We start from the raw sequence: 24,491 nt of genomic DNA, 5'->3' as shown, positions 1-24,491 counted from the left end.
GGACGCGCCTCGGCTTATACTGGCCGCCGCATCTGCCGGGATGAGGCTTGTTCGATAATGTCCTGCTTTTGACAGGAAATGTCAAAATTGGCGGGAAATGTGCGAAGTTAAGGGACGAAGACATGGCAGGCAAATTTTTCGACCAGTGGCAGGTGGGCGACCGGATCGTCCATGATATCCGCCGCACCGTCACAGAGACCGACAATCTCCTCTTTACGACGATGACCCATAATCCGCAGCCGCTGCATCTGGACGCACAAGCGGCCAAGGCCAGCGAATTCGGCCAGATCCTCGTCAACGGCACTTTCACCTTTGCGCTGATGGTGGGTCTGTCGGTGGGGGATACGACGCTCGGCACGCTGGTGGCTAACTTGGGCTATGACAAGCTCGTCATGCCCAATCCGGTCTTTATCGGAGACACGATGCGCTGCGAAACGGAGGTCACCGATCTCAAGCCCAGCAAGTCGCGCCCCGGCGCCGGCATCGTCACCTTCACTCACCGCCTTTACAATCAGCGCGATCAGGTCGTTTGCCAATGCCTGCGCATGGCCTTGCTCAAAAGGTCGGACGCATGACGTTTCGCTCGCTGCTCTTCGTGCCGGGTGACCGGCCCGAACGCTTCGCCAAGGCGGCGGCCAGCGGTGCGGACGCGCTGATCCTCGACCTGGAGGATTCCGTTGCGTCCGAACGCAAGAGGGCGGCTCGCGCGGCCGTGGCCGAATGGCTCGCAGGGGATCGGTCTGTCCCGACCTTCGTGCGCGTCAATCCGCTGGATGGCGACCAGACGCAAGCCGATCTGGCCGCCATCCTGCCGGGCCAACCCGACGGCCTGTTGCTGCCCAAGGCGGAGGGGGCCGAAAGCGTGGAGGCGCTGCTCGCCCTGATGGGCGACGTGCGATTGCCGATCCTGCCGATCGCGACGGAGACGCCTGCCGCCATCTTCCAACTGGGCAGCTATGCTGGCGTAGGCAAGCATCTGGCCGGCCTCACCTGGGGGGCGGAGGATCTGCCCGCCGCGATCGGCGCAGCGACATCGCGCGAGGAGGATGGCCGCTATACGCCGCCCTATGAAATGGTCCGGTCGCTCACCCTGTTCGGCGCCCATGCAGCGGCCACCGCCGCGATCGAAACGGTCTTCCCGCGCATCGACGCGCCCGAAGCCTTGGCCGCCTATGTCGCCCGCGCCCGTCGCGACGGCTTCACCGGCATGATGGCGATCCACCCGGTTCAAGTCGCCAAGATCAATGCGGGCTTCACGCCGACATCTGCCGAACTGGCCCATGCCCGTGCGATCGTCGATGCGTTCGATGCTAATCCCGGCGTGGGCGCATTGAAGCTGGACGGCAAGATGATCGACCGCCCGCATCTGGTGCAGGCGCGCCGCATCCTGGACCGGGCAGGGGCTTAGTCCCGCCGAACCAAGACCTCCACCCCGGCCAGCCCGCGCGTCAGGGCGAAGGGCTTGTCGATATTGACGCAGGCCTCGACCACGCCCGGCCAACTGAGACATTCCTCGCCAAGCCGCTGGGCAAATGTCTCGATCAGCGGGATATGCACTTCCGACATGGCCTCGGCAGCGCGCACGATCCGGCGATAGTCGATCGTTTCGCCGATCCCCTCTATCGCGCCGCCATCCAACAGCAACTGGACGGTGATGACCAGCGGCTGGCGCCGGCCGATCTCGTCCGGATTGATGCCGATATCGGCCAATAAGGGCAGGTCCTTGACCCGCACTCTGGTGGTGACGGATGCCATCAGCCCATGCTCCTCTGCGCGGCGGTGACGGTATTGCTCAGCAAGCAGGCGATGGTCATGGGGCCGACGCCGCCCGGCACCGGCGTGACGGCTTTGGCATGGTCCAGTTCATGGGTCGCGCAATCGCCTACGATGCGGCTGTTTCCGTCATGATCGACCACGCGGGTGATGCCGACGTCGATCACCACCGCGCCCGGCTTCACCCAATAGCCGCGCACCAGATGCGGGGCGCCGGCCGCCGCCACGATCACGTCGGCGGCGCGGGCGATATCGGGCAGGTTGCGCGTCTCGATATGGGTGACGGTAACGGTCGCTTCCCGCTCCAGCAACAGCATGGCGACGGGCTTGCCGACGATATTGGACTTGCCGATCACTACGACGTTGAGGCCGCGATAATCGTCGATCACGCTGTCCAGCAGCACCATGATGCCCAGCGGCGTGCAGGGCACCAACCCCTTCGACCCGGTCGACAGCCGCCCGACATTGACGGGGTGAAAACCGTCGACATCCTTGGCTGGCGATATCCGGTCCAGCACCCGCGCAGCATCGATCCCGGCGGGCAGCGGTAGCTGGACCAATATGCCATGCACGGCCGGATCGACATTCAATGCGTCGATCAGGTCCAGCAGCACCTGCTCGCCACAATCGGCCGCCAGCCGCCTTTCGATGGAGCCTATGCCAGCCTTGCGACATTCGCCGATCTTGCGCCGGACATAGATTTCGCTGGCGGGATCATGACCCACCAGCACCACGGCCAGCGCCGGTTCGACGCCGTCGGCCTTCAGCCCGGCCACGGCCTGCGCGGTCCGCTTGCCCAGCGCATGCGCCATCGCACGCCCATCGATCAGCGCGACCATGGATCAGCCCCTGAAGACGACGGTGCGCGTCTCGTTCATGAAGACCCGGTCCTGCAAATGCAGCCGCACCGCTTCGGCCAGCACGCGCCGTTCGATGTCGCGTCCGCGCCGCACCAGTTCGTCGGGCACGTCGGCATGGCCGATCATCTCGACATCCTGGTGAATGATGGGGCCTTCATCCAGGTCTGCGGTCACATAATGGGCGGTCGCGCCGATCATCTTCACGCCACGCTCATAAGCCTGATGATAGGGCTTGGCGCCCTTGAAACCGGGCAGGAAGCTGTGATGGATGTTGATGCAGCGGCCCGACAGGAAAGCCGCCAGATCGTCGCTCAAAATCTGCATATAGCGGGCCAGGACGATCAGGTCCGCGCCGGTTTCGGTCACCACCTGCTTGATGCGCGCCTCCTGGCTGGCCTTCGTGTCCTTCGTGATCGGGAAGTGGTAAAAGGGCATGTCGCCGATCATCGAGGTGTGCAGCACTTCGCGCGGATGGTTGGAAATGATGCCGACCACATCCATCGGCAGTTCGCCGATCCGCTGGCGATAGAGAAGGTCGCCCAGGCAATGGTCGAACTTGCTGACCATCAGTACGACCTTCTTGGGCGCGGCCTGATCGGTCAGTGACCAGTCCATCTCTGCATCCTGCGCAATGGGCGCGAACCCGTCACGCAGGCCGTCGAGCGTTTCGCCCGCGCCCGGCTTGAACGCGACGCGCATGAAGAAGGTATTGTTCATCGCATCGTCGAATTGCTGCGCATCGACGATATTGCAGCCACGCGCCGCCAGATAGCCGGCGACCTTGGCCACAAGGCCGGGCTTGTCGTCGCACTGAAGTCGCAGCGTATAGATAGTCGTCACGTCAATCTCCTCCCGCTCACCCATCTGCGTCAGTGCGCGCGGGCATAGTCGTTGATCCAGGCCACCGTTTTTTCCAGACCGCCGAAGGGATAGAAATGCAGCCGCACCTTGCCATGCTCTTCCCCCAGCATCCGCTCGAACCGTTCGACCAGCTTGTCAGGACCGGCCGATCCGATCAGCTTCGTAATCGAAATTCCGTATTTTGCGAGCACGGAAGCCGACGCCCCGACACCACAGCGCGCGGCAAAGCGCATCAGTGTCTTGATACCGGCCGGCCCCGGCACGCCGATGCGCACCGGCGCGCTGATGCCGCGGGTCCGCAATTCGGTGAGCCAAGCCAGGACCGCATCGGCATCGAACACGAATTGGGTCACGATCAACGGCGCCATACCGCGCGCTTCGATCTCGCTGCATTTTCCGGTCAGCACCGACCAGCATTGTTCCGGCGTCATATTGGGATGACCTTCGGGATGGCCGCCAATGCCGATGGCGCTTATTCCGGCCCGTTCGAACGCACCACTGGCGATGAGGGCGCTGCTGTCGAAATAAGGACCTTCCGGTTCGGACGGGTCACCCGCGATCACGAAGCAGCGGCGCACATCCGCCTCCGCCACGGCGGCCGCCAGATAATCCTCGAATTCGGCGGTGGAGGTGATCCGGCGCGCTGAAAAATGCGGCATCGGTTCGAACCCCAGGCTGCGGACGAGCTTGGTGGCCGCTATCCGCGCAGCGAAATCCTCGCCGGGCAGGAAGGTGACGGCAACGGGCGTCTCGCGTGCAATTGCCGGTGCAGCCTCTCGCAGCGACTCCACGTCCTTCGCCGTCATTTCCAGCGAATAGCCATCGACCATATTGACGGGCGGACGTTCCCAATTCGGGTGAATGACCGGCATAATATCCTTCCAGCCTTTTGTTTCTTGCGACTCCTCCTAAAGCATCGGATTAAATTCGCATAGATGAAATATTCATAGATACGAAATTCTATTAAAGGTTCGGGTTCGGGCGGAGAATTGCGTCCAAAAGCGAAGAGGCTGCTGCACAAGGATATGCAACGGGCCAGGGATGGGATGGGCAACAGAGAGCCTGGCCAGAATGTCGATCAACGCCCGATCGAGTCGGACCAATGAACCTCCACGGGCCTGTCCGATGGCGACCAGGGCGGCAGGCGGACCATGATGGTTTCGAACAGATGCGAGGTCAGGTAGGCCGACAGCCAATGTTTGACGCGGCCAAGCGGTTGGGCCGAAAACCAGTGCGGATCGACGGATGCGAATTGCCGTATGAACGGTATGATCGCGGCGTCCGCAATGCCGCGCTCGTCGCCGCACAGATACGCGGCGCTCGCCAGTCGCTCTTCTATTTCCAGGAGAAAGGCAAGCCCGCTGTCGCGATGGCTATGACTGTTCGATCCGTGGCGTTCGGGATATTTGTAGCGATCGAGATCATGCTTGAACGGGCCGTCATTGGTGGCGATCAGGGCAGGATCGTCGCGCGTCAGCCAGCCCTCGGCATCATTGCGGGCCAATGCAAGACGCATGATTTCGATGCTTTGATCGACGACCGTGCCATCGGGCAGGACGAGTATCGGGACCGTACCCTTGGGCGAGGAGGCAAGCATCGCTTCCGGCTTCGCCGACAGCTTGACCTCGCGCAGTTCTACAGTCGTGGCGCTGATCGCCAGAGCCAGTCTGGCCCGCATCGCATAGGGGCAGCGGCGAAAGCTGTAGAGGACCGGCAGCACCTAGCCAGCGCCATCCTTGATTAGGCGATAGGCGGCGTTGAGGAGGAAATCCATATCCTCTTCGCTCAGCACATGCTGCGGATCATAGTCCAGCCCGATCCGCCGGGCATGCCGCCAGTGATCGGCGTAAAGCCCCTTGTCCGAGCCGAACAGGGCATGGACATGACGCGCAAGTGCGGGCGGACAGTCGGGCGCGTTTGCCATCCGGAAGATCGAGGCATCGACCACATGCGGTCCGACCATGATCCACAAATGCCCACGCCACACCGGCGCATTTGCGGCGAAGGGGCTGGATCCATCGGCGGGCAATCGTCCCTCGCATACCGTCAGCCCCTCGACCCGCAGCGTTCCGGCAATAAGGTGAACCGGCGCCTGAAGACGGCGCTGGAGCTGGAAGGCTAAAGTCGCGGTCAGAGATTCTTCCTGACCCGCCACCGGGAACAGTTTGAAGATATCCGACGCGCAGGCCGCAATTCCGGCGCGGTCCTGCTCGCTCCAGACATAGGCCTTGAACGCCTTGGCCGCTGGCCATCCATGCGTTGCGGCGATGCATTGGCCCAGATTGGCGAGAGCAGTTTGGGCGGGCATCGTCATTCTCATTCGTCGCGGTAGAGGGGAAGGGCGGGCTTGTCCCATAGTAGAGCCTGACCCGGTAGCCAAGAGTCGGGCAGGCGAAGCCAGCGAGCCAATCGATGAATTCGGGGCTGAACATCTGCGCCTTGCCGTAGAAGCTGTTTCCGGCAAGCCAGATCAACTCCTTCTTTCCAAAGCGCAGCGAGCGGGCATGGTCGAGCTGTGCGCGCAACGCATGCTCATCGATGACGTCCGTCAGCTGGACAGATGTGGTGCGATTGATCAGGGCGAAGGTCGCTTCGACGTCCCGATAGACGTGCCGGACCATCTGGAGCACCAGCAGCTTGTGGAAATCCGTGTCGAGCAGGCTGCGCACGATCGGATCGAGGCGCCAGTTATGATTGTAGGTCCGCGTCGCTATGTCGGTGACAACCATGCAATCTCCGTCCAGCCTGTGCCCTGCCGGCCATAGGGATGGCAGGCGCGCTTGTCAGGCGACGTTTGCCTTTGGCGTGGCGGGATGCCGCAGGCAAAAAAGAAAGGCTGATCGTCGCCGACCAGCCTTGAAAGTTTTTAGGAGAGGATGCCTGAAAGGCGCCACCTCGTTCGCTTTTTCCACGCCTCCGCGCAAATGCGAAGCGAGCCATGGCGGTTGCAATCCATGCAATCGCAGGGCGACCCTGCCCATCTGCAACATTACAAATTTGCAACGGAACAGAAACAAGACTGGCGGTTTCGGTTCGCTGGGGAAACAATATTCCCGCAGGCCGGCCATTACACTGCCCTGCGGTGTAGCAAGGATGGTATATATGGCAGGAAGACGCAGTTGGTCCGCCCTCTTCTTCGGGATAGTCGTGGGCTTGATAGGTGCTATTCTTGCCGTCGGTGGGGCGTGGCTCGCAACGCTGGGCGGCTCGCTCTATTATCTGCCTGCCGGCCTTGCCATGCTGGTGTCCGGCTATCTGCTGGTGCGCGGCCGCATGGCGGGGGCGTGGCTCTATATCGCCATCGTCGCCGTGACCATCCTATGGGCCTTCCTCGATGCACAGAGCAATCTGGCCTGGGCTTTGGTGCCCCGCATTTTTGCGCCGATCGTCCTGCTGATCGTCGCGATCCTTGTCATGCCCACCCTGACACAGGCGCCTCACAAATGGCGTAACGCTGCGCTCGGCGTGGGTGCGGTCGTTGTCGCGACCGCACTCCTGTTCACTTTCCTTGGCACCAGGGACAGTGTAGTCGCTGCCCTGCCAGCGCAAAATTCGCTGGGGATGGCCGATCCGTCGGGCATGGTGACCGGCGCCGACTGGCCGGCTTATGGCGGCACGGGGGCCGCCCGTCGCTATTCACCCCTGACGCAGATCAACGCGGGCAATGTCGCGCACTTGCAGCAGGCGTGGCTCGCGCACACCGGGGACATGCCCCGGACGCAAGCGGCCGCCGCGCAATATGGGGCGGAAACCACGCCGCTCAAGGTGGGCAATATGCTGTACCTGTGTTCGGCCAAGAATGTGATGATCGCGCTCGATGCCACCAACGGCAAGGAAAAGTGGCGTTTCGATCCCAAGGTGAAGGATGAGTGGATACCCTACACGGCTGCGTGTCGCGGGGTAAGCTATTATGCGGTCCCCAACGCCAAAGCCGATACGCTTTGCGCTCGCCGCCTGATCGAAGGCACGCTGGACGCGCGCCTGATCGCCGTCGACGCGGAAACGGGTCGTCCGTGCAGCGATTTCGGCACTAATGGCCAGGTCGATGCCAAGGTCGGCATGGGGAAGGTCTTTCCAGGCCTGGTCTCCATCAACTCCCCGCCGGTCATCATTCGCGGCATAGCCGTCACCGGGCATCAAACGCTCGATGGGCAACAGCGTTGGGAGCCGTCCGGCGTCATCCAGGGCTTTGACGCCGTCACCGGCAAGTTGCGCTTCGCCTGGGACATGATGCACCCGGACTGGAATGGCTACCCGCCCGCCGGACAACAATGGTCGCGCGGCACCCCCAATATGTGGACGATCGCCAGCGGCGACGAGAAACTGGGCCTTGTTTACCTGCCCATGGGCAACAGCACTGTCGATTATTGGAGCAGCATGCGGTCGCCGGTGGAAAACAGCTTCGGCACCTCCATCGTCGCGCTGGACGTGACGACGGGAAAGCCCCGCTGGAAGTTCCAGGCGGTCAAGAACGACGTCTGGGACTATGATTTCGGCAGCCAGCCGACCCTGATCGACTATAAGGGCAAGGCGGCGTTGCTCGTTTCGTCCAAGCAGGGCGATATGTACGTGCTGGATCGGGCAACGGGTCGTCCGTTGACCCCGATCGGCACGATCCGTGTGCCCGGCGGCAGCGTCGAGCCACAGCAGCGCGCACCGACGCAGATCGTCTCCCTCTGGCAGACCCTGCGCAAACCGCCCCTGACCGAATCCGATATGTGGGGGATGTCGCCGATCGACCAGATGATCTGCCGCATCAACTTCCGCAGGGCAAGCTACAAGGGCTTCTTCACGCCGCCCGAAACCGATCGCCATTCGATCGAATATCCGGGCTATAACGGCGGCACGGATTGGGGCAGCGTCGCGGTCGATCCGACACGCGGCGTCATCGTCGCCAATTATAACGACATGCCCAATTATGTCCGCCTCGTTCCCCGCGCCGATGCCAACCGGAAGGGCTGGTACACCCGCGAGCAAAAGGCGGCGATGGCTCAGGCATCGATGAAAACCGAGAAGGGCGGCAATGCCAGTCGCAGCGACAAGCCCCATGCGGAAGGTGCGGGTGATCCGCAGGCGGAAACGCCTTACGCGATCGACGTCAATGCCGGCTGGCAGATGCCCTTTACCGGGATGCTGTGCAAACAACCGCCTTATGGTGGCATCCGCGCGATCGACATCGCCACCGGCAAGACGTTGTGGGATCGCCCTTTCGGTTCGGCGCGCAAAAATGGTCTCTTCGGCATTCCCAGCTATCTGCCGCTGACCATCGGCACACCCAATAATGGCGGCGCGGTCGTTACCGCGGGTGGCATCATCTTCATCGCCGCGGCGACGGATGATTTGTTCAAGGCCATCGACCTAAAGACTGGCAAGATCCTGTGGCAGCAGGCCCTGCCGGCAGGCGGTCAGGCCACGCCGATGGTCTATGAACAAAATGGACGCGAATATGTGGTGCTGATGACCGGCGGTCATCATTTCATGAAGACGCCGATTGGCGACCAGGTGATCGCCTGGGCGCTGCCGGACAAGGGCTGATCCCGCCATGGCCAGCGTCGAATGGTTCTGCGCTGGCCATGGAATCAAGGCGATGGCAAGCATTCCATGCAACTCATCCGGGCATGGACGCTTCTTCCTCTGCACATTTGATGATAGCCAGTGTTCAGGAAGAACGGGAAACGTGTTGATGGGTGAGACATTTCCAGGGGATTATTCCAAGGATAAGGCGCTGGCGGCGCGGTGGAGCAGCGCTGCTGAAGCGATAGAGGCACTGGCCGGCACCCGGTCGCTGGATGCTGTCGTCCATGTGTTGCGCGCTTTCGCGCGCCGCTCGGTCGGCGCAGATGGCATTGCGATCGTGCTGCGGGATGGCGACCAATGCCATTATATCGCTGAAGATGCGATGGAGCCTTTGTGGGAGGGGCAATATTTCCCGGCGGCCCATTGCGTGTCCGGATGGGCGATGGAGCATCGACAGACCGCCGTCATCGGTGACATTTTCGACGATCCGCGCGTGCCTGTGGACGCCTATCGCACGACGTTCGTCCGATCGATGCTGATGGTGCCCATCGGCCAGGGGGAGGCCATTGCGGCGATCGGCGCTTACTGGTCGGAAGCAGGACAGCCGACCGACAATGAGATCGCTCTCCTGGAAGCCCTGGCGCGATCGGCCTCCGTCGCGCTTGAAAATGAACGGCTTGCGCGGCGCATGGAGCGATGACTGTCGGATCCGGCCTGACGTTGAAATAAACTGTCCATATCGGACCAGTGATCTGAACAATCGCAGATATTTTTAGAGAATCGTAATTCACATCGTCAACTATCTCTCGCATGAGATTGGGGGCATATTCTTTCAGGCAAAACAGATCGCACATCCATCGGCATGGATGTTCCGATCCTGCCGACAAGCGCCGAGCGGGCAGTTCCCGGTTCAGGCCGTATCTTTCCGCTTGTTGCCTTTGCGCGATTGGAATTTTTGGACTGGCATGTGCGTCTTTGTCGGATGCAGGCGTGAACGGCCGCTATATCATATTCACTGCACCTGGAACCACGCTCGCCGATACCATCAACCTTGTTCGGGACACCGATGGACGGCTCGTTCAGGCTGGACGCTTCTCCAACATCGTCATCGCCGGCTCGGATCGGCCCGATTTTGCAGTCGCGGTGCGGCATGCGGGCGCCTGGCTTGCGATCGCCGCTCCCCCAAGCGGCGGTTGCCTTGATCCCTCACCACGGAAGGGCGTATCATGACACAGCTGGACCAGCTGCGCTTCCACTTCGGCAAGTTTCTGCTACCGCTGTTCTGGGCGCATGTTCCGCTGCTGGCGGCTGTGGCGCTGTTGACGGGGCATTCGCCTATTTGGGCCGGGCTTGGCGGTGCGTTGTTGGCGGCCGCCTATCACATGGCATGGTCGCAGAACGCTATCGCGCCTTCGACCCGCTATCTTTCCGCCGTGGCCCTGATAGGCGAACCGGCGATTTTGCTCCTGCTGCTACGCGGTCACCCGTGGCAGATGGACATGCATATGTATTTCTTCGCCATGCTGGCCCTCACCATCGCCTGGTGCGACAAGCGCGCCATTCTGGTCGCCGCCACGGCAACGGCGGTGCATCATCTGCTGTTGCTTTACCTGCTACCCTATGCCGTCTTCCCCGGTGAGGGCAATCTGGAGCGTGTCCTGCTACATGCAGGCATCGTCGCCTTCCAGACGGCCGTGCTGGCCTGGCTCAGCGACAAGCTGGTGGACAGTTTCGCACGCAACCAGCGCATGGGCGACGAGATATTGGCCAAGAATGAGGCGCTGGAGGCGCGCACCAAGGAGGCAGAGGAAGCCAACCAGGCCAAATCCCTCTTCCTTGCCAATATGAGCCACGAAATTCGCACGCCCATGAATGCCATCTTGGGCTTTTGCCACCTCGCCTTGCGGACCGGACTGGATACCCGGCAACATGATTATGTGAGCAAGATCAACCATGCCGGCCAGTCCTTGCTGCGGTTGATCAACGACATTCTCGATTTTTCCAAGAATGAGGCGGGCAAGCTCACGCTGGAAGCGAGACCCTTCGATCTGCGGCGTGCGGTGGAGAACCAACTGTTGCTCGTCGCAGATGCGGCGAAGGCCAAGCAAGTCGCGCTGGTATCGCGCATTGCGGGCGATGTTCCAGATCGCCTCTCCGGCGATGAATTGCGCTTTGGTCAGGTCGCGCTCAACCTTCTCAGCAACGCCGTCAAATTTTCGGAAGGCGGATCGGTGACGATCAGCCTTGCCCTTGCGGAAGATCGCGACAACCATGTCATGCTGGAAATGGTCGTGCAGGACACGGGTATCGGCATGACCCTCGATCAGCAATCGTCGCTTTTCCAATCCTTCACTCAGGCAGACAGTTCGACCACACGTCGATTTGGCGGTACCGGTCTTGGCCTTGCAATATGCAGGCAGATCGTGGAGCAGATGGGCGGGACGATCCGCGTCGACAGTGTTCCGGGCGGCGGCAGCAGTTTCACATGCCTGATGCGCATGGGGCATCCCGACGAGCCGGCTGGACTGGATGCAACGGTTCCGCACCATATCCGCCAGCTCAACGTCCTTGCTGCCGACGATAATCCGGCTTCGCGCCAGATCTTGCAGGATATCTTTGCCGGCTGGGGCATCGCGATCGATCTCGTCGCTTCTGGTGATGAGGCGTTGGCGGCGATCCAGACCGCCGACGAAAGTGACAAGCCCTACGACCTCGTTCTGCTGGACTGGAAGATGCCAGGTATGGACGGCATGCAGGCGATCGAAGCCATAGGCAGGACGACCTATCGATCCAGGCCGCCCAAGTCGGTGATCGTCAGCGCCTATGGTGCCGATGCCTTGGTACAGGGCGGGCATGAAGGCGATGTCGCGGCTTTCCTGACCAAACCTATCGTTCCGGCCATGCTGCTGGAAGGGATCAGCACTATCTTTGCCCAGGACAATGCCGGTCTGACGCCCGATGGCCAGGCTCCGCTGGCGCTGCCGCGTGTATCCCCGCAATTTGCCGGCCTCTCCGTTCTTCTGGTCGAGGATAATGACATCAACCGGGAGATCGCGCTGGAATTGCTGGGCGATGCTGGACTGTCCGTGGATTGGGCGGACAATGGCAAGGTCGCCTGCGACATGGTGGAACGTCGGCCGGATGCCTATGCGGCGATATTGATGGATGTGCAGATGCCCGAGATGGATGGCATCACCGCCACACGCATCATCCGGAAAAGCCATTCGGCCGAACGCCTGCCGATCATCGCCATGACCGCGCATGCCTATGCGGAAGAAAAGGCGCGTTGTCGGGACGCAGGCATGAACGACCATATCGCCAAGCCAGTCGACCCTGCTCACTTGGTCGCGACACTGGATAGTTGGCTCAAAATGCCTGTGTCGATAGTGCCACCGGCATCTGCGATCGTCGAGCGCATGGCGACCACCGGCACTTTGCCTGACAGTCTGCCGCCTTTCGATATCGAAGCGGCACTGGTGCGCGTCAATGGCAAGACTGCGCTGTTGCAAAAGCTGATCGTCACCTTTGGCGAAACCTATGCCAACGTCGCGCAAGATCTGCGCGTCCATATCTCCACCGGCCTGCTGCCTGACGCACGGCGTCAGGCGCACAGCTTGAAGGGTGTTGCCGGGTCGCTAGGATTGGATGAGGTTCAGACGGTTGCATCAGAAGTTGAGCGTATGTTGGCCAACGGCTTGATCGAGTCCGCCCGCGATGCGGTCGATACGCTGGAGCAGGCGATTGCCCCGGCGATTGCTGCGGCTCGAAGCCTGAAGATCGAACCTGTACAGGTCGCACCCGCCAGCCTCATGCCCATGGATGGGGAACAGGCGCTTGCCGCGCGCGTGGCGCTTAGAGAGTTGCTGCGCTGTCGCAGTCTGCGCGCACGCGCGGGTTTTCAGGCTTTCGCTGATGCTCAGGGCCTGTCCGATCAGATGCGGACAGCGCATCCGGTTTATAAAGCCCTGGAAAAACTGGATTATGAAGCCGCTTTGAACTGGATCGATGGACCAGGGGATATGCCGGCCATGCAAACGGAATCTCTGTCATGACCAAAGCCAGAATCCTGATCGTCGACGATGAGATCGCGAATATCGAAATCATGAATGCGCTGCTGGAGGAGGATTATGAAGTCTGCTTCGCGACTTCTGGCGAACAGGCACTGGAAACCGCGCGCATAGCGCAGCCGGACTTGGTGCTGCTTGATGTATTGATGCCCGATCTTGACGGCTTCCAAGTCTGCCAGAGAATGAAGTCGGACGCCATGTTGGCGGACATCCCGGTCATTTTCACCACCGGCCTGGGCGATACCGAAGACGAAATGCGCGGGCTGGCGCTGGGCGCGATCGACTATGTCACCAAACCGATCCAGCCGGCTATTCTGCGCGCGCGCGTTGGCAATCATGTCGAACTCAAGCGTTTGCGCGATCAACTGGCCGCCATGGCGGTGACGGACGCCCTCACGGGATTGAGCAACCGTCGCCACCTCGAACGATCGCTGGAAGAGGAAGCGGCGCGTCTGTCCCGCAGCGGCGAATGGCTGTCGGTCGCCATGCTGGACATAGATTTCTTCAAACAGTTCAACGATACCTACGGCCATCCCGCCGGCGACCGTTGCATCACCATGGTAGCGGCCGCCCTGACCCGTGCCGTCAAGCGCGCGGGGGACTTGTCGGCCCGTTATGGGGGAGAGGAATTTGCCTGCATCCTGCCTGGCACCGATCCGCATGGCGCCGAACTCGTCGCACAGGAAATTCTGTTGCAGGTCCAGTCGCTCAACATCCCCCACAAATTGTCGCAGATCAGCCCGTTCATCACTGTAAGCATCGGCGTCGCAAGCGCGCGCTGTACGGCGGGATTGGATGTGGAGCGCTGGATAGCCGAAGCCGATCAACAGCTTTATTCCGCCAAGCGGGAAGGGCGCAACCGGATAGCGCTCAAGCAGTTCGGCAATGAAGAAGCCTGTTGTGCCCCTTGACCCGCCGCAACCGCAGCGGAAACGAGCCGGCACGGCTGGCTCGCTTCCGCCGCCGAATTATCAACGCCACCCGAGCGCGGGGGCCACATGCGTCAATATCGCTTCGAGCACGTGACTATTATAGGCGACGCCCAACTGGTTGGGCACGGTCAACAATAGGGTATCGGCTTCCGCGATCGCCTCGTCGGCCTTCAATTGCTCGATCAATATGTCGGGTTCCGCCGCATAGGAGCGCCCGAAAACCGCCTGCATATTGTCGATGATACCGACTTGGTCGCTGCTGTCGCCACGGCCGAAATAATCATGATCTTCCTGGTTCGTCAGCGCGAAGATGGACCGGGACACCGACACGCGCGGCTCGTGCGCATGACCTGCGGCCTTCCATGCATCCCTATAGGCTCTGATCTGCCTGGCCTGCTGGATATGGAAGGGCTCGCCCGTCTCGTCGGCCTTCAGCGTGGAGCTTTGCAGGTTCATGCCCTTTTCGGCTGCCCAGACGGCGGTCGCGTTGGAAGCCGACCCCCACCAGATGCGTTCGCGCAACCCTTGCGAATAAGGCTCCAGGCGCAGCAATCCGGGCGGATTGGGAAACATGGGGCTGGGATTGGGCCTGGCAAAACCGTCACCTTTTAGCAATTTCAGAAAGACTTCGGCATGGTGCCGACCCATGTCGGCATCGCTCTGTCCCTCTGGTGGCGCGTAGCCGAAATGGCGCCACCCGTCGATCACCTGTTCCGGCGATCCGCGGCTGATCCCCAACTGCAACCGACCGCCGCTGATCAGATCGGCGGCGCCGGCATCCTCGATCATGTAGAGCGGGTTCTCATAACGCATGTCGATCACGCCGGTGCCGATCTCGATCCGGCTGGTCTTCGCGCCCACCGCCGCCAGTAGCGGGAAGGGGGAACTGAGCTGCCGGGCAAAATGATGGACGCGGAAATAGGCACCGTCCATGCCCAACTGCTCCGCGGCGACAGCCAGATCTATGGACTGGAGCAGGACGTCACGCGCCGATCGGGTGGCGGAATAGGGGGCTTCGGACCAATGGCCAAAGGACAGGAAACCGATCTTCTTCATCGCAAGCCTTCCAATTCATTCTGTTGCAAAGGAACTGGCCCTTGCCCCCGCGAAGCGCAACCGCAGGATCGGAACTGGACAGTTTCCATTTCAACGATGAAGAAACGGATCGTGCGCATTTTGAGACAGGGTCTCGATAGCGTGCGCCATGGCATCGGTCCGTGTCCGATAACGATTATTCAACTTTCCACCAGCATGGCGCTACGCTAGAATGAGTGTCTGTGACCGGTCGGCCAAGGGGGCTGTATCTGGCGGGTCGCGCATAAGGGCACATGGCCAAAGCGGGGGTTTTTACTGTGTTTGATCGTGTCATGCTGGCTATGTGCTGCATGCCTTTTGCCATGATGGCAACTGCGGCGGGGGGGCAGGTGCCGGCAAAGTCGGCCATGACGGTGGGCGCCACAGTCGTGAAGCCTTGCCTTGTTTCGGACCATGACAATAAAAATTCATGCCATACCAATATTCGCAAGACGATTTCTGAAGCCCCTGTGCAAATTACCATTAGTGATACAGAGCCAGATGGGCATGCCTCAGTCCGGCATGGATCATTCATTGACTATGAATTCTGATAACAAGTCATGATTTGGTCTTGCTGCGACGCAATATCTTGCGGTTGAATCCGTAGTGGACGATTCGACGAAAGTCTAAAAGCAAAAGTAAGATTCCGTTAACGATCCGGAGCGATACTTTCCGCAGCAAGTTATGTTGAGCTCGGAGAGTATGATGTCCCGTTCCCGACTAGTTGCGGCGCTCTTTGCCGCTCCACTGATGATCGCGACCGGCGGCACCGCTTTTGCCGCTACCGCTACTACGACCTTCCCCGTGACTGCGACCGTCATCAAGGCTTGCATCGTCTCGGCGACGCCGCTGGCTTTCGGCAATTATGATCCTACCGCCTCGTCGCCGAACGACGCCACTTCGACCCTGTCGGTACTCTGCACCGTTGGCACGTCCTACACGGTGGGCCTGACCCAGGGCACGGCGTCCGGCGCGACCGTGACCACGCGCAAAATGTCCAACGGCGCCAACCTGCTGAACTATGCGCTGTATCAGGAAACCGGCCGCACGACCAATTGGGGCAACACGGCCGGCACCGACACGGTCGCCGCAACGGCGCCGGTGGGCGCCACCGCGCTGACCGTCTATGGTCGGATCGCGGCGGGGCAGAATGTGCCGATCGGTTCCTACAGCGACACGATCACCGTCAACGTCGTCTATTGACGTAGCGACTGTGGGGGAGACTGGCATGCGGCATCCTCTCCTGTGCGGCGCGATAGCGGCGTTGATGGCCCTGGCTGTCCCGTCGATGGCCCAAGGCACGACGCTGAAAATCTATCCGGTACTGATACAATTGGACGGCAAGACCCCCGTCCAGACGATGACGATCGAAAATAGCAGCGACGCACCGGCCCGCATGCAGGTGCGCGTCCTCGCCTGGCGACAGGAAAACGGCCAGGATATGTTCGAAGATACACGCGATATCCTGGCCAATCCGCCCTTGTTCGAAGTTGCGGCCGGAGCGCAGCAGATCGCCCGTTTCGGCCTGCGCACCACGGCCGGCGCGACCGAGAAAAGCTATCGCATCTTCTTGGAAGAAATCCCGACCGAGCGGCCCATGGCGCCGGGCGAAGTGCGCACATTACTGCGCGTGAGCATCCCGATTTTCGTGCCTGTGCCCGGGACGCAACCATCGCTTGACTGGCAGTTGTCCGGGGCCGGCGCCAAGCAGGTCATGGTGACGGCACGCAACACGGGCGGCGCGCATATTCATCTCAACCGGATCGATATCAAGCGCGCTGATGGATCCGCGCTGACCGCGCGGCAGGAATCCGTCTATATTCTGCCGGGCGCGACCCGCAGCTTCCTGCTGGACACGCCCGGCCCGATCGCCGCAGGCGAAAAGCTGACGCTTGACGCCACCAGCGATGCGCAGAGGCTATCTGTCAATCTCGTCAGCCAGGCGGGATCGCATGGCGACGGGGATCGCTAGGGCGGCGCTACTGTCGCTCGGCATCCTTGGCTCTGGCGGCATCGCCCGGTCCGAGGAGGCCTTTTCTGCTGGTCTGCCTGCTGGCTCGGAATCCGCGCCCGCCATGCTGCTGGTATCCGTCAGCATCAATGGCCGGACTCAGCCCGATACCTATCTGGTCGCACGGCGCGGTCAGGCTTTTTTGATCCGGGTGGAAGACCTCGTTGCCTGGCGCCTTCGGCCGCCCCCGGTAGAACCCCTTCAGCTCGACGGCGAGCGTTTCGTGCCGCTGGCCGCAATCGCTGGCGTGACGGCTGCGTTCGACCCCTTGCAACAATCACTCACAGTCACCGCGCCGCCAGCTGCTTTCCGCGCCAACCGGGTATCGGCCACGCAAGCCATGCCACAACCTACAGAAAGCGCCTTTGCAGCCTTCTTCAACTATAATCTCTCGCTTGAATATGCGGACAAGGCGCGGGTCGGCGCCTTCGTCGAAGCGGGTATCTCCGATGACTGGGGCGTGGTGTCGAACAGCATGTTGCTGGGCAATGGCACCGTCTATGGCCGCGCGACGCGGCTCGACAGCTATTATATGCGCGACGATCCGATCGATCTGACCCGGATGGTGGTGGGCGACAGCGTGACCGACGCACGCGACTGGTCGCGCCAGGTCCGTTTCGGGGGCGTGCGCCTCGGCACAGAATTTGCGCTACAGCCCAGCCTGTTGACCTTCCCGACGCCGTCGCTGGCGGGTAGTGCCGCCGTGCCATCCAATGTCGAGTTGCTGGTCAACGGTACCCAGCGTTTCCAGACCGATGTCGACCAGGGGCCATTTTCGATCAACCAGGTGCCGCTCGTCACCGGTGCGGGGGAGGTGACGCTGGTGGTCCGCGATCCGCTGGGCGTAGAGCGGCGGATCAAATCCTCCTATTATGTCAGCAGCCGCCTGTTGCGTGCGGGCCTCACCGCCTGGTCCGCTGAAGCCGGTGCCGAACGGCGCGACTATGGCCTGCGCAGCTTTCGTTATGCCGATCCCTTCGTCGCGGGTACCTATCGCCGAGGCCTGACCGATTGGGTCACGATAGAAGGCCGGGGGGAAGCGAGCGGTGACACGCAAATGGCAGGTGGCGGCATCACCATGGTGATGGTGCCGCTCGGCGAATTCAGCCTGGCGGCGGCCGGGTCGAACGCGAAGGAAGGACAGGGCTTCCTCTATCGTGCTGCCTTCAATCGTAACGCCCCGACCTGGAATATCGCGCTCAGCTATCAGCGGGCCAGCCGTAACTATCGCGAGATCGGCGTGGAGCGGGCATCGGAACGCATTGTTGAACAGATACAAGCGGCCGGCGGCCTGACTTTCGGCCGCATGGGCACGGCCGGCCTTTCCTACACCAGCCTGACCTATGCCGATGGACAGAGTGCGCAACTGCTGTCGGGCAATTACAGCCTGTCGGTGCGCGACCGGGCCTTTGTCAGCATCTATGCGATCCACAGTCGCTTTTCGGAAACCGGCCGCGATACCAGCCTGGGCTTCAACCTGACCGTGCCCTTCGGGCCGCGCAGCAGCGCCTATCTTCAGGGCGGGACGGACGGCACCCGTGCGGAGGTGCGCAGCACGCCACCGGTCAGTGGCGGCTGGGGTTATCGGCTGGCCAATACGACGGGCAATAATGCGCGTCAGCAGGCGGAAGCGCAGTGGCGCGGCGATGTGGGCGAAATGACGGCCCAGGTCGATCATGCCGGGGGCCAGACCGGCATGCGCATCACGGGTCGCGGCGGGCTGCTGATCGCCGATGGCGCGGTCTTCCCGACGCGCCAGATGGAAAGCGGCTTTGCCGTCGTGCGTGTGCCCGATCAGGCTGACGTGCGCGTGTATCAGGAAAATCGTCTGGTCGGCCGGACCAACGGGCGTGGCACGGCGATCATTCCGGACCTGCGCCCCTATGAAGTCAATCGCCTCAGCATTTCAGCGGCGGACATTCCTATCGACGTGCGCATGCCGGAAGATCAGCTGCTCGTGGTCCCGCGCTATCGCGGCGCCGTCAGCGCGCATTTCGTCGCGATCAAGGAGCGACCCGGCACCATCATCGTCTTCATGCCGGACGGCAAGCCAGTCGCGGCGGGCAGCAGCGTATCGACGCACCTGGAAAAATCCTTCGTCGGCAATGAAGGGGAGGTCTTTCTTCAAAATCTCCATATCGGCATGGTCCTGACCATAGATGCGGCGGGCGGTCCATGCCATGTCAGGCTCGACGTCCTGCCCGATCAGGTGCTACCCACCATAGGGCCGCTGCCATGCGTGCAGTGAGGAGGAACAGGATGGGCGTTCGCTTCTATTTCGGCGCGATCGCGTTGCCGCTGTCCGCGATCGTCATGCCCGAGCCGGCACAGGCCGCTTGCGACATATTGGCTTTGTGTACCTGTACCGTTTCGGCGACGGGTGTGGATTTCGGCAGCTATAACCCCGTCGCGGTTGCGGACAATGTCAGTTCGGGTACGGTTCGCGTGCGCTGTAATCTCGTCCTCGCTTTGGCTGGCAGTTACACGATCCAGCTTAGCCGCGGATCATCCTCCACCTATGTGCAGCGCACGATGACCAGCGGCCCATCAACGCTGCATTATAATCTCTACACCAGCAATGCGCGCAACCAGATATGGGGCGACGGGACCGGCGGATCGTTGTCCGTAACCAACACATTTACGGCTCTGCTGAGCGTCGATCAGACCACCACCGTCTATGGCCGGGTGCCAGCGGGTCAGAATGTGGCGCCCGGTGGCTATGCGGACACGATCCTGGTCACGATCGTCTTCTAATGGCCCCCTTCATCCCGGCCCCGTAATGTTGGCTGCACAATGTTGGCTGCCGGGCGGGACGCTGCAACCAAGCTGTCACGGACGCGGCCTAGCAAGAATTCATTCACATTTTGCCCGGACAGGGAGACGATTCGGATGAATGCTACCATAGCCATAGATGGTGCCATGGAGGGTAGCCCCCATCGACCCGATCTTGACAAGGGATTGGGGCTGGTCGGCACGATCGGCTTTGGTGCCGCCATCCTGACCGCGCTGCTCTATGTCGCCTACAGCATCTATGCCGACGCCAGTTCGGCCGGGGTGCAGGCGACCACCTATCTGCCTTTCATCCTCTTGTTCATCGCCCTGCTGATTGCACTGGGCTTCGAATTTGTGAACGGCTTCCACGACACCGCTAATGCCGTTGCGACGGTGATCTACACGAATGCCATGCCTGCCAATGTCGCGGTGGTCTGGTCCGGTTTCTTCAATTTCCTCGGCGTGCTGCTGTCGACCGGCGCGGTCGCCTTTGGCATCGTCTCTCTACTGCCCGTCGAACTGATCCTTCAGGTCGGATCGAACGCCGGCTTTGCCATGGTGTTCGCCCTGTTGATTGCGGCGATACTTTGGAACCTTGCAACCTGGTGGCTGGGCATCCCTTCCTCCTCCAGCCACACGCTGATCGGCTCGATCATCGGCGTCGGCGTCGCCAATGCCATGATGCACGGCAAGAGCGGCACAGCCGGCGTCGACTGGAGCAAGGCCACCGAAATCGGCCAGGCCCTGCTCGTCTCGCCGCTGATCGGCTTTGGTGTCGCGGCCCTGTTGTTCGTCGCCATGAAAGTTCTGATCCGGAAGGAAGAGCTGTATCAGGAACCCAAGGATGGCGTGCCGCCGCCGCTTTGGATTCGCGCGCTGTTGATCTTCACCTGCACCGGCGTCAGCTTTGCTCATGGTTCCAATGACGGTCAGAAGGGCATGGGCCTCATCATGCTGATCCTGATCGGAACCGTGCCCACCGCCTATGCGCTCAACCGCGCCGTGCCGGAACGCTACACCGTCGAATTTCACCAGAACAGCGTCGCTGCCGCCACGGTGTTGGGCGCCGCCCCGGCCGGGGGCAGCGACATCGTCGAAGCGCGCAAGGCCGTCACGACCTATATCGCCGACAAGACGCTGTCGGATGCCACCATCCCTGGCCTTGCGACGGTGATCCGTGACGTTGATCGTCAGGTCGCCGAATATGGCTCGCTGGCGCAGGTGCCTGCCGCGGCAGTCAGTAACATCCGTAACGACATGTATCTGGCTTCCGAAGCGATCAAACGCCTTGGCAAGGACAAGGAAGCCCATCTGACCGCCGCCAATAACGAAACGCTTGCGACCTACAAAAAGTCGCTCGACGCCGGCACGCGCTTCATTCCGACCTGGGTGAAGGTCGCGGTCGCCTTCGCACTCGGTCTGGGCACGATGGTCGGCTGGAAACGGATCGTCGTTACCGTGGGTGAGAAGATCGGCAAGTCGCACCTCACCTATGCGCAGGGCGCTTCGGCCGAACTGGTCGCGATGGGCACCATCTTCGGTGCTGACCATCTGGGCCTGCCGGTATCGACCACCCATGTGCTTTCGTCCGGCGTGGCGGGAACCATGGCAGCCAATCGGTCGGGCCTTCAAATGAGCACGATCCGCAACCTGCTCATGGCCTGGGTGCTGACCCTGCCTGTGTCGATCGGGCTGGCTGGCGGCCTGTACATGCTCTTTTCCCAGATATTCTGACGGGAGCGGGAATACGGCCTCTGATCAGCCTCCTCTTTTTCAGCCCCCCATAGCCGTTCAGGGCATGGGGCCTGGATTGATCTGGGGCCTGGACTTTGCGGGCGACGGTGGCATGAGCCCTGTCGCCCGCTGCGATGCAGATATAGGCGGTCGTTTCCGCTGGTTGCACCTGAACCTCGCCGATCATGGGACGCGGCAATGGATCGCGGCCTCCGACCAGCTCTCGCCGCAGATACGCGATCTGCTGCTGGCACCCGATACGCATCAGCGCGCGCTGGTGGATGGGGAGGGTGTGGGCTGCGTCCTGCATGATTTCGAACGTGACTTCGATGTTGCCGACACAGAAAGGATCGGTGCGCTGCGCATCGCGCTGACGCCGACGCTCATGCTGACGACGCGACTGCATCCGCTGCGATCGGCCGATATCGCGCGCAACCGGCTGGAGCGCGGCGGCGGCGCGACCGTCAATGGCCCAGGCCAGGCGCTGGACCTTCTGGTGGGCGCGATCACCGCCAATATCGCGGACATCGCCCGCACGCTCAGCCACGACGTTCAGGGCGCAGAAGATGCCTTTCTTGACGGCCATCATCCGCCAGAGCCGCGCGACCTGATCCGTATCCGCCGCCGGCTTGCACAAATACACCGATTGCTGACTGGCATGCGCGGCGTTTTCCAGCGGCTGGAGGAGGATGAAGAACTGCCCGAAATACTGCTCCCCACGGTGGAGAAACTGGCGCAGCGACTACAGGCGATCGACGCCGATATATTGGGCGTTCAGGGCCAGTTGCGTCTCCTGCGTGATGAGGTGGATATTCAGGCGGCGCAACGCACCAACCAGAATCTCTACATCCTTTCCATCATCACCGCGCTGATGCTGCCTGCGACACTGGTGACAGGCCTGTTCGGCATGAATACCGGCGGCATGCCGCTCGCGGACGGGCCGCATGGCACGTTGGTCGCCACCCTGATCGCGGGCGGCGCGGCAGGCATAACCTATTGGCTCCTGCGGCACATGGGCTTCATGCGACGATGAATGGCCTGCGCTGCTTCCCAGGCCGCCGCCCCGCGACAGCGCGCCCTGCCGTCAATAGCGATCCGGCACGATCATGTCGTCCGGCACCGGATGGCGGATATAGTCCGCGTTACGTACCCGGTCGGGCAGCACCACGGGCGCTTTAGGGACATCCTCATAAGGAATCTGTTCCAGCAGATGCGCGATACAGTTGAGCCGGGCACGCTTCTTGTCGACCGCCTCGACCACCCACCATGGGGCTTCGGGAATATGCGTATGCTCCAACATCGTTTCCTTGGCGCGCGTGGAATCCTCCCAGCGCCGGCGCGACTCCACGTCCATCGGCGACAGCTTCCACTGCTTCAATGGGTCATGGATGCGCATGGCAAAGCGGAACTGCTGTTCTTCATCGGTGATGGAGAACCAATATTTGACAAGGATGATGCCTGACCGCACGAGCATCCGCTCGAATTCCGGGACGGATCGGAAAAATTCCTCGACATCCCCTTCCGAACAGAAGCCCATGACGCGCTCCACACCAGCGCGATTATACCAGCTGCGATCGAACAGCACGATCTCGCCCGCCGCCGGCAGATGGGCGGCGTAGCGCTGAAAATACCATTGGCTCCGCTCGCGCTCATTGGGCGCGGGCAGGGCGGCCACGCGGCAGACGCGCGGGTTCAGCCGCTGGGTAATACGCTTTATCGCCCCACCCTTGCCCGCCGAGTCGCGGCCTTCGAACAGGACGACGACCTTCAGCCCCTTGTGCACCACCCAATCCTGCAAACGGATCAGTTCATGTTGCAGGCGGAACAATTCACGGAAATAGGTGCGCCGTTCCAGTTGCTCTCGATCGGGATGCGCCTCCATGTCGGCGAGCATCGTTTCCAGCCGATCCTCGTCAATTTCCATCTCCAGTTCCTCATCGAAACTGTCGGCGATCTCCGCCTTGATCCGGTCCATGGCGAAACTGGGGTCGTCGAAGGTCATGGCGTCACTTTCGGTGCGATGGCGATACTGTGTCTTCGCACCCTGCCATGACAGTAAGTTGACGCTGATGCAGCTTCGCAAAGAACTGGTCTCGCAAGAGCGGGAAGGGGCGGCGGTCGTAATCGTCGGTCATATCCATATGCACCAGCACCCATCCTTGGCTAATAGCCGGCCACCCGCTATCCTGTGTTCATGGAGACACATGACGCCGCCCTGATCCTGCACGGCTATTGGCGGTCTGGCACCAGCTACCGCACCCGGATTGCGCTGAACATAAAGGGGGTGCGCTACGATCAGATCAGCCACGACCTGCGCACCGGCGCGCAGCGTGCGCCCGATTATCTGGCGCTCAATCCGCAGGGGCTGGTCCCCGCGCTGGAGGTCGAAGGCCACATCCTGACCCAGTCCAGCGTCATCATGGAATGGCTGGACGAACGCTATCCAGATCCGCCACTGCTGCCCACCGGGATGATAGACCGGGCGGTGGTCCGCAGTATGGCGATGTTGGTCGCTTGCGACATCCACCCGCTCAACAATGTGCGCGTCCTCAACCGCCTGCGCGACGATCTTGGCGCTTCAGCGGAGACGGTGAAAAGCTGGATCGCATATTGGATCGGCCAGGGTTTTGAAGCGCTCGAAACGCTGATGGCCCGTCACGGCGGTCGTTTCTGCTTCGGTGATCGGCTCACGCTCGCCGATTGTCATATCGTGCCTCAACTCTATTCGGCGGAGCGGTTCGGCGTGGACCTGAGCGCCTTTCCTCGCCTTGTCGAAACGGTCGAACGCATCCGCGCCGAACCACCCGTCGCCGCCGCCCATCCCGACAGGCAGCCGGACGCGGATCAGGGCATCATGTAGTCATCTTGAACGGATGACGGATCGTAAAAT

23 protein-coding genes and 1 pseudogene are annotated in these 24,491 nt (G+C 61.5%); 15 read left to right on the top strand and 9 right to left on the bottom strand.

The window, feature by feature from the left end; genetic code table 11:
- The first annotated feature begins 122 nt into the window (after positions 1-122).
- Entirely contained in the window at positions 123-575 is a 453-nt protein-coding gene (locus AC07UX_RS11430) for a MaoC family dehydratase (RefSeq protein WP_495192121.1), read from the top strand.
- Positions 572-1,408: an HpcH/HpaI aldolase/citrate lyase family protein gene (locus tag AC07UX_RS11425; RefSeq protein ID WP_495192120.1), complete on the top strand. Its 837-nt coding sequence runs from the start codon at positions 572-574 to the stop codon at positions 1,406-1,408. The genes AC07UX_RS11430 and AC07UX_RS11425 overlap by 4 nt, the downstream gene beginning before the upstream one ends.
- Here the strand turns inward: AC07UX_RS11425 and AC07UX_RS11420 are convergent.
- The 7 genes and pseudogenes from AC07UX_RS11420 to AC07UX_RS11390 all read right to left on the bottom strand — a co-directional run.
- Positions 1,405-1,755, bottom strand: a complete 351-nt coding sequence (locus AC07UX_RS11420) for a dihydroneopterin aldolase (RefSeq protein WP_495192119.1) — start codon at positions 1,753-1,755, stop codon at positions 1,405-1,407. The two genes, AC07UX_RS11425 and AC07UX_RS11420, sit on opposite strands and share 4 nt — an antisense overlap.
- Complete coding sequence (locus tag AC07UX_RS11415) at positions 1,755-2,612, bottom strand: bifunctional 5,10-methylenetetrahydrofolate dehydrogenase/5,10-methenyltetrahydrofolate cyclohydrolase (protein WP_495192118.1); 858 nt, start codon at positions 2,610-2,612, stop codon at positions 1,755-1,757. The genes AC07UX_RS11420 and AC07UX_RS11415 overlap by 1 nt, the downstream gene beginning before the upstream one ends.
- A gap of 3 nt (positions 2,613-2,615) precedes the next feature.
- Positions 2,616-3,473, bottom strand: a complete 858-nt coding sequence (gene purU / locus AC07UX_RS11410; RefSeq protein ID WP_495192117.1) for a formyltetrahydrofolate deformylase — start codon at positions 3,471-3,473, stop codon at positions 2,616-2,618.
- A gap of 29 nt (positions 3,474-3,502) precedes the next feature.
- Entirely contained in the window at positions 3,503-4,366 is an 864-nt protein-coding gene (locus tag AC07UX_RS11405; protein WP_495192116.1) for a methylenetetrahydrofolate reductase, read from the bottom strand.
- 206 nt (positions 4,367-4,572) lie between these two features.
- Positions 4,573-5,214: a glutathione S-transferase gene (locus AC07UX_RS11400; protein WP_495192115.1), complete on the bottom strand. Its 642-nt coding sequence runs from the start codon at positions 5,212-5,214 to the stop codon at positions 4,573-4,575.
- Positions 5,215-5,802 carry a hypothetical protein gene (locus AC07UX_RS11395; RefSeq protein ID WP_495192114.1) on the bottom strand — a complete coding sequence of 196 codons (588 nt, stop codon included), beginning with the start codon at positions 5,800-5,802 and terminating at the stop codon, positions 5,215-5,217.
- 76 nt (positions 5,803-5,878) lie between these two features.
- Positions 5,879-6,223: pseudogene (locus AC07UX_RS11390) on the bottom strand (nicotinate phosphoribosyltransferase); the annotation flags it as partial.
- 373 nt (positions 6,224-6,596) lie between these two features.
- On the opposite strand from AC07UX_RS11390, the gene AC07UX_RS11385 reads away from it, so the two are divergent.
- The 5 genes from AC07UX_RS11385 to AC07UX_RS11365 all read left to right on the top strand — a co-directional run bounded on the left by AC07UX_RS11385 (position 6,597) and on the right by AC07UX_RS11365 (position 13,989).
- On the top strand, positions 6,597-9,029 hold the full coding sequence (locus tag AC07UX_RS11385) for a membrane-bound PQQ-dependent dehydrogenase, glucose/quinate/shikimate family (protein WP_495192113.1): 2,433 nt from the start codon (positions 6,597-6,599) through the stop codon (positions 9,027-9,029).
- A gap of 148 nt (positions 9,030-9,177) precedes the next feature.
- Positions 9,178-9,711 carry a GAF domain-containing protein gene (locus AC07UX_RS11380; protein ID WP_495192112.1) on the top strand — a complete coding sequence of 178 codons (534 nt, stop codon included), beginning with the start codon at positions 9,178-9,180 and terminating at the stop codon, positions 9,709-9,711.
- 290 nt (positions 9,712-10,001) lie between these two features.
- Positions 10,002-10,241 carry a hypothetical protein gene (locus AC07UX_RS11375; protein WP_495192111.1) on the top strand — a complete coding sequence of 80 codons (240 nt, stop codon included), beginning with the start codon at positions 10,002-10,004 and terminating at the stop codon, positions 10,239-10,241.
- On the top strand, positions 10,238-13,063 hold the full coding sequence (locus AC07UX_RS11370) for a response regulator (protein WP_495192110.1): 2,826 nt from the start codon (positions 10,238-10,240) through the stop codon (positions 13,061-13,063). Before AC07UX_RS11375 ends, AC07UX_RS11370 begins: the two co-directional genes overlap by 4 nt.
- Positions 13,060-13,989 carry a diguanylate cyclase gene (locus AC07UX_RS11365; RefSeq protein WP_495192109.1) on the top strand — a complete coding sequence of 310 codons (930 nt, stop codon included), beginning with the start codon at positions 13,060-13,062 and terminating at the stop codon, positions 13,987-13,989. The genes AC07UX_RS11370 and AC07UX_RS11365 overlap by 4 nt, the downstream gene beginning before the upstream one ends.
- A gap of 60 nt (positions 13,990-14,049) precedes the next feature.
- Here the strand turns inward: AC07UX_RS11365 and AC07UX_RS11360 are convergent, their stop codons facing one another.
- Complete coding sequence (locus AC07UX_RS11360) at positions 14,050-15,066, bottom strand: LLM class flavin-dependent oxidoreductase (RefSeq protein WP_495192108.1); 1,017 nt, start codon at positions 15,064-15,066, stop codon at positions 14,050-14,052.
- A 272-nt stretch (positions 15,067-15,338) separates the two neighbouring features.
- Here AC07UX_RS11360 and AC07UX_RS11355 point away from each other — a divergent pair, with 272 nt between their 5' ends.
- The 7 genes from AC07UX_RS11355 to AC07UX_RS11325 all read left to right on the top strand — a co-directional run bounded on the left by AC07UX_RS11355 (position 15,339) and on the right by AC07UX_RS11325 (position 22,634).
- Positions 15,339-15,635, top strand: a complete 297-nt coding sequence (locus AC07UX_RS11355; RefSeq protein WP_495192107.1) for a hypothetical protein — start codon at positions 15,339-15,341, stop codon at positions 15,633-15,635.
- A 154-nt stretch (positions 15,636-15,789) separates the two neighbouring features.
- Entirely contained in the window at positions 15,790-16,287 is a 498-nt protein-coding gene (locus AC07UX_RS11350) for a Csu type fimbrial protein (protein WP_495192286.1), read from the top strand.
- A 25-nt stretch (positions 16,288-16,312) separates the two neighbouring features.
- Positions 16,313-17,056, top strand: coding sequence for a fimbrial biogenesis chaperone (locus AC07UX_RS11345; RefSeq protein ID WP_495192106.1), 744 nt, complete (start codon positions 16,313-16,315; stop codon positions 17,054-17,056).
- Positions 17,037-19,343, top strand: a complete 2,307-nt coding sequence (locus tag AC07UX_RS11340; protein ID WP_495192105.1) for a fimbria/pilus outer membrane usher protein — start codon at positions 17,037-17,039, stop codon at positions 19,341-19,343. The genes AC07UX_RS11345 and AC07UX_RS11340 overlap by 20 nt, the downstream gene beginning before the upstream one ends.
- 11 nt (positions 19,344-19,354) lie before the next feature.
- Positions 19,355-19,849: a Csu type fimbrial protein gene (locus AC07UX_RS11335; protein WP_495192104.1), complete on the top strand. Its 495-nt coding sequence runs from the start codon at positions 19,355-19,357 to the stop codon at positions 19,847-19,849.
- Positions 19,850-19,984: 135 nt separating this feature from the next.
- A complete protein-coding gene (locus AC07UX_RS11330) occupies positions 19,985-21,601 on the top strand; it encodes an inorganic phosphate transporter (protein ID WP_495192103.1) in 1,617 nt (538 codons plus the stop codon).
- Between the two features lie 64 nt (positions 21,602-21,665).
- Entirely contained in the window at positions 21,666-22,634 is a 969-nt protein-coding gene (locus AC07UX_RS11325; RefSeq protein ID WP_495192102.1) for a transporter, read from the top strand.
- Positions 22,635-22,685: 51 nt separating this feature from the next.
- Here AC07UX_RS11325 and ppk2 read toward each other — a convergent pair whose 3' ends face one another.
- Positions 22,686-23,603 (bottom strand): polyphosphate kinase 2, encoded by a 918-nt coding sequence (gene ppk2 / locus AC07UX_RS11320; protein WP_495192101.1) that lies wholly within the window; start codon positions 23,601-23,603, stop codon positions 22,686-22,688.
- A 192-nt stretch (positions 23,604-23,795) separates the two neighbouring features.
- Between ppk2 and maiA the strand changes: the two genes are divergently transcribed.
- Positions 23,796-24,461, top strand: coding sequence for a maleylacetoacetate isomerase (gene maiA, locus AC07UX_RS11315; RefSeq protein ID WP_495192100.1), 666 nt, complete (start codon positions 23,796-23,798; stop codon positions 24,459-24,461).
- The last annotated feature ends 30 nt before the right edge of the window (positions 24,462-24,491 follow it).

The organism is Sphingobium sp. GW821-FHT02B05 (assembly GCF_059421905.1).
Note: the sequence above shows the minus strand (reverse complement) of the source record. Positions and strands in the feature narration are given on the sequence as shown.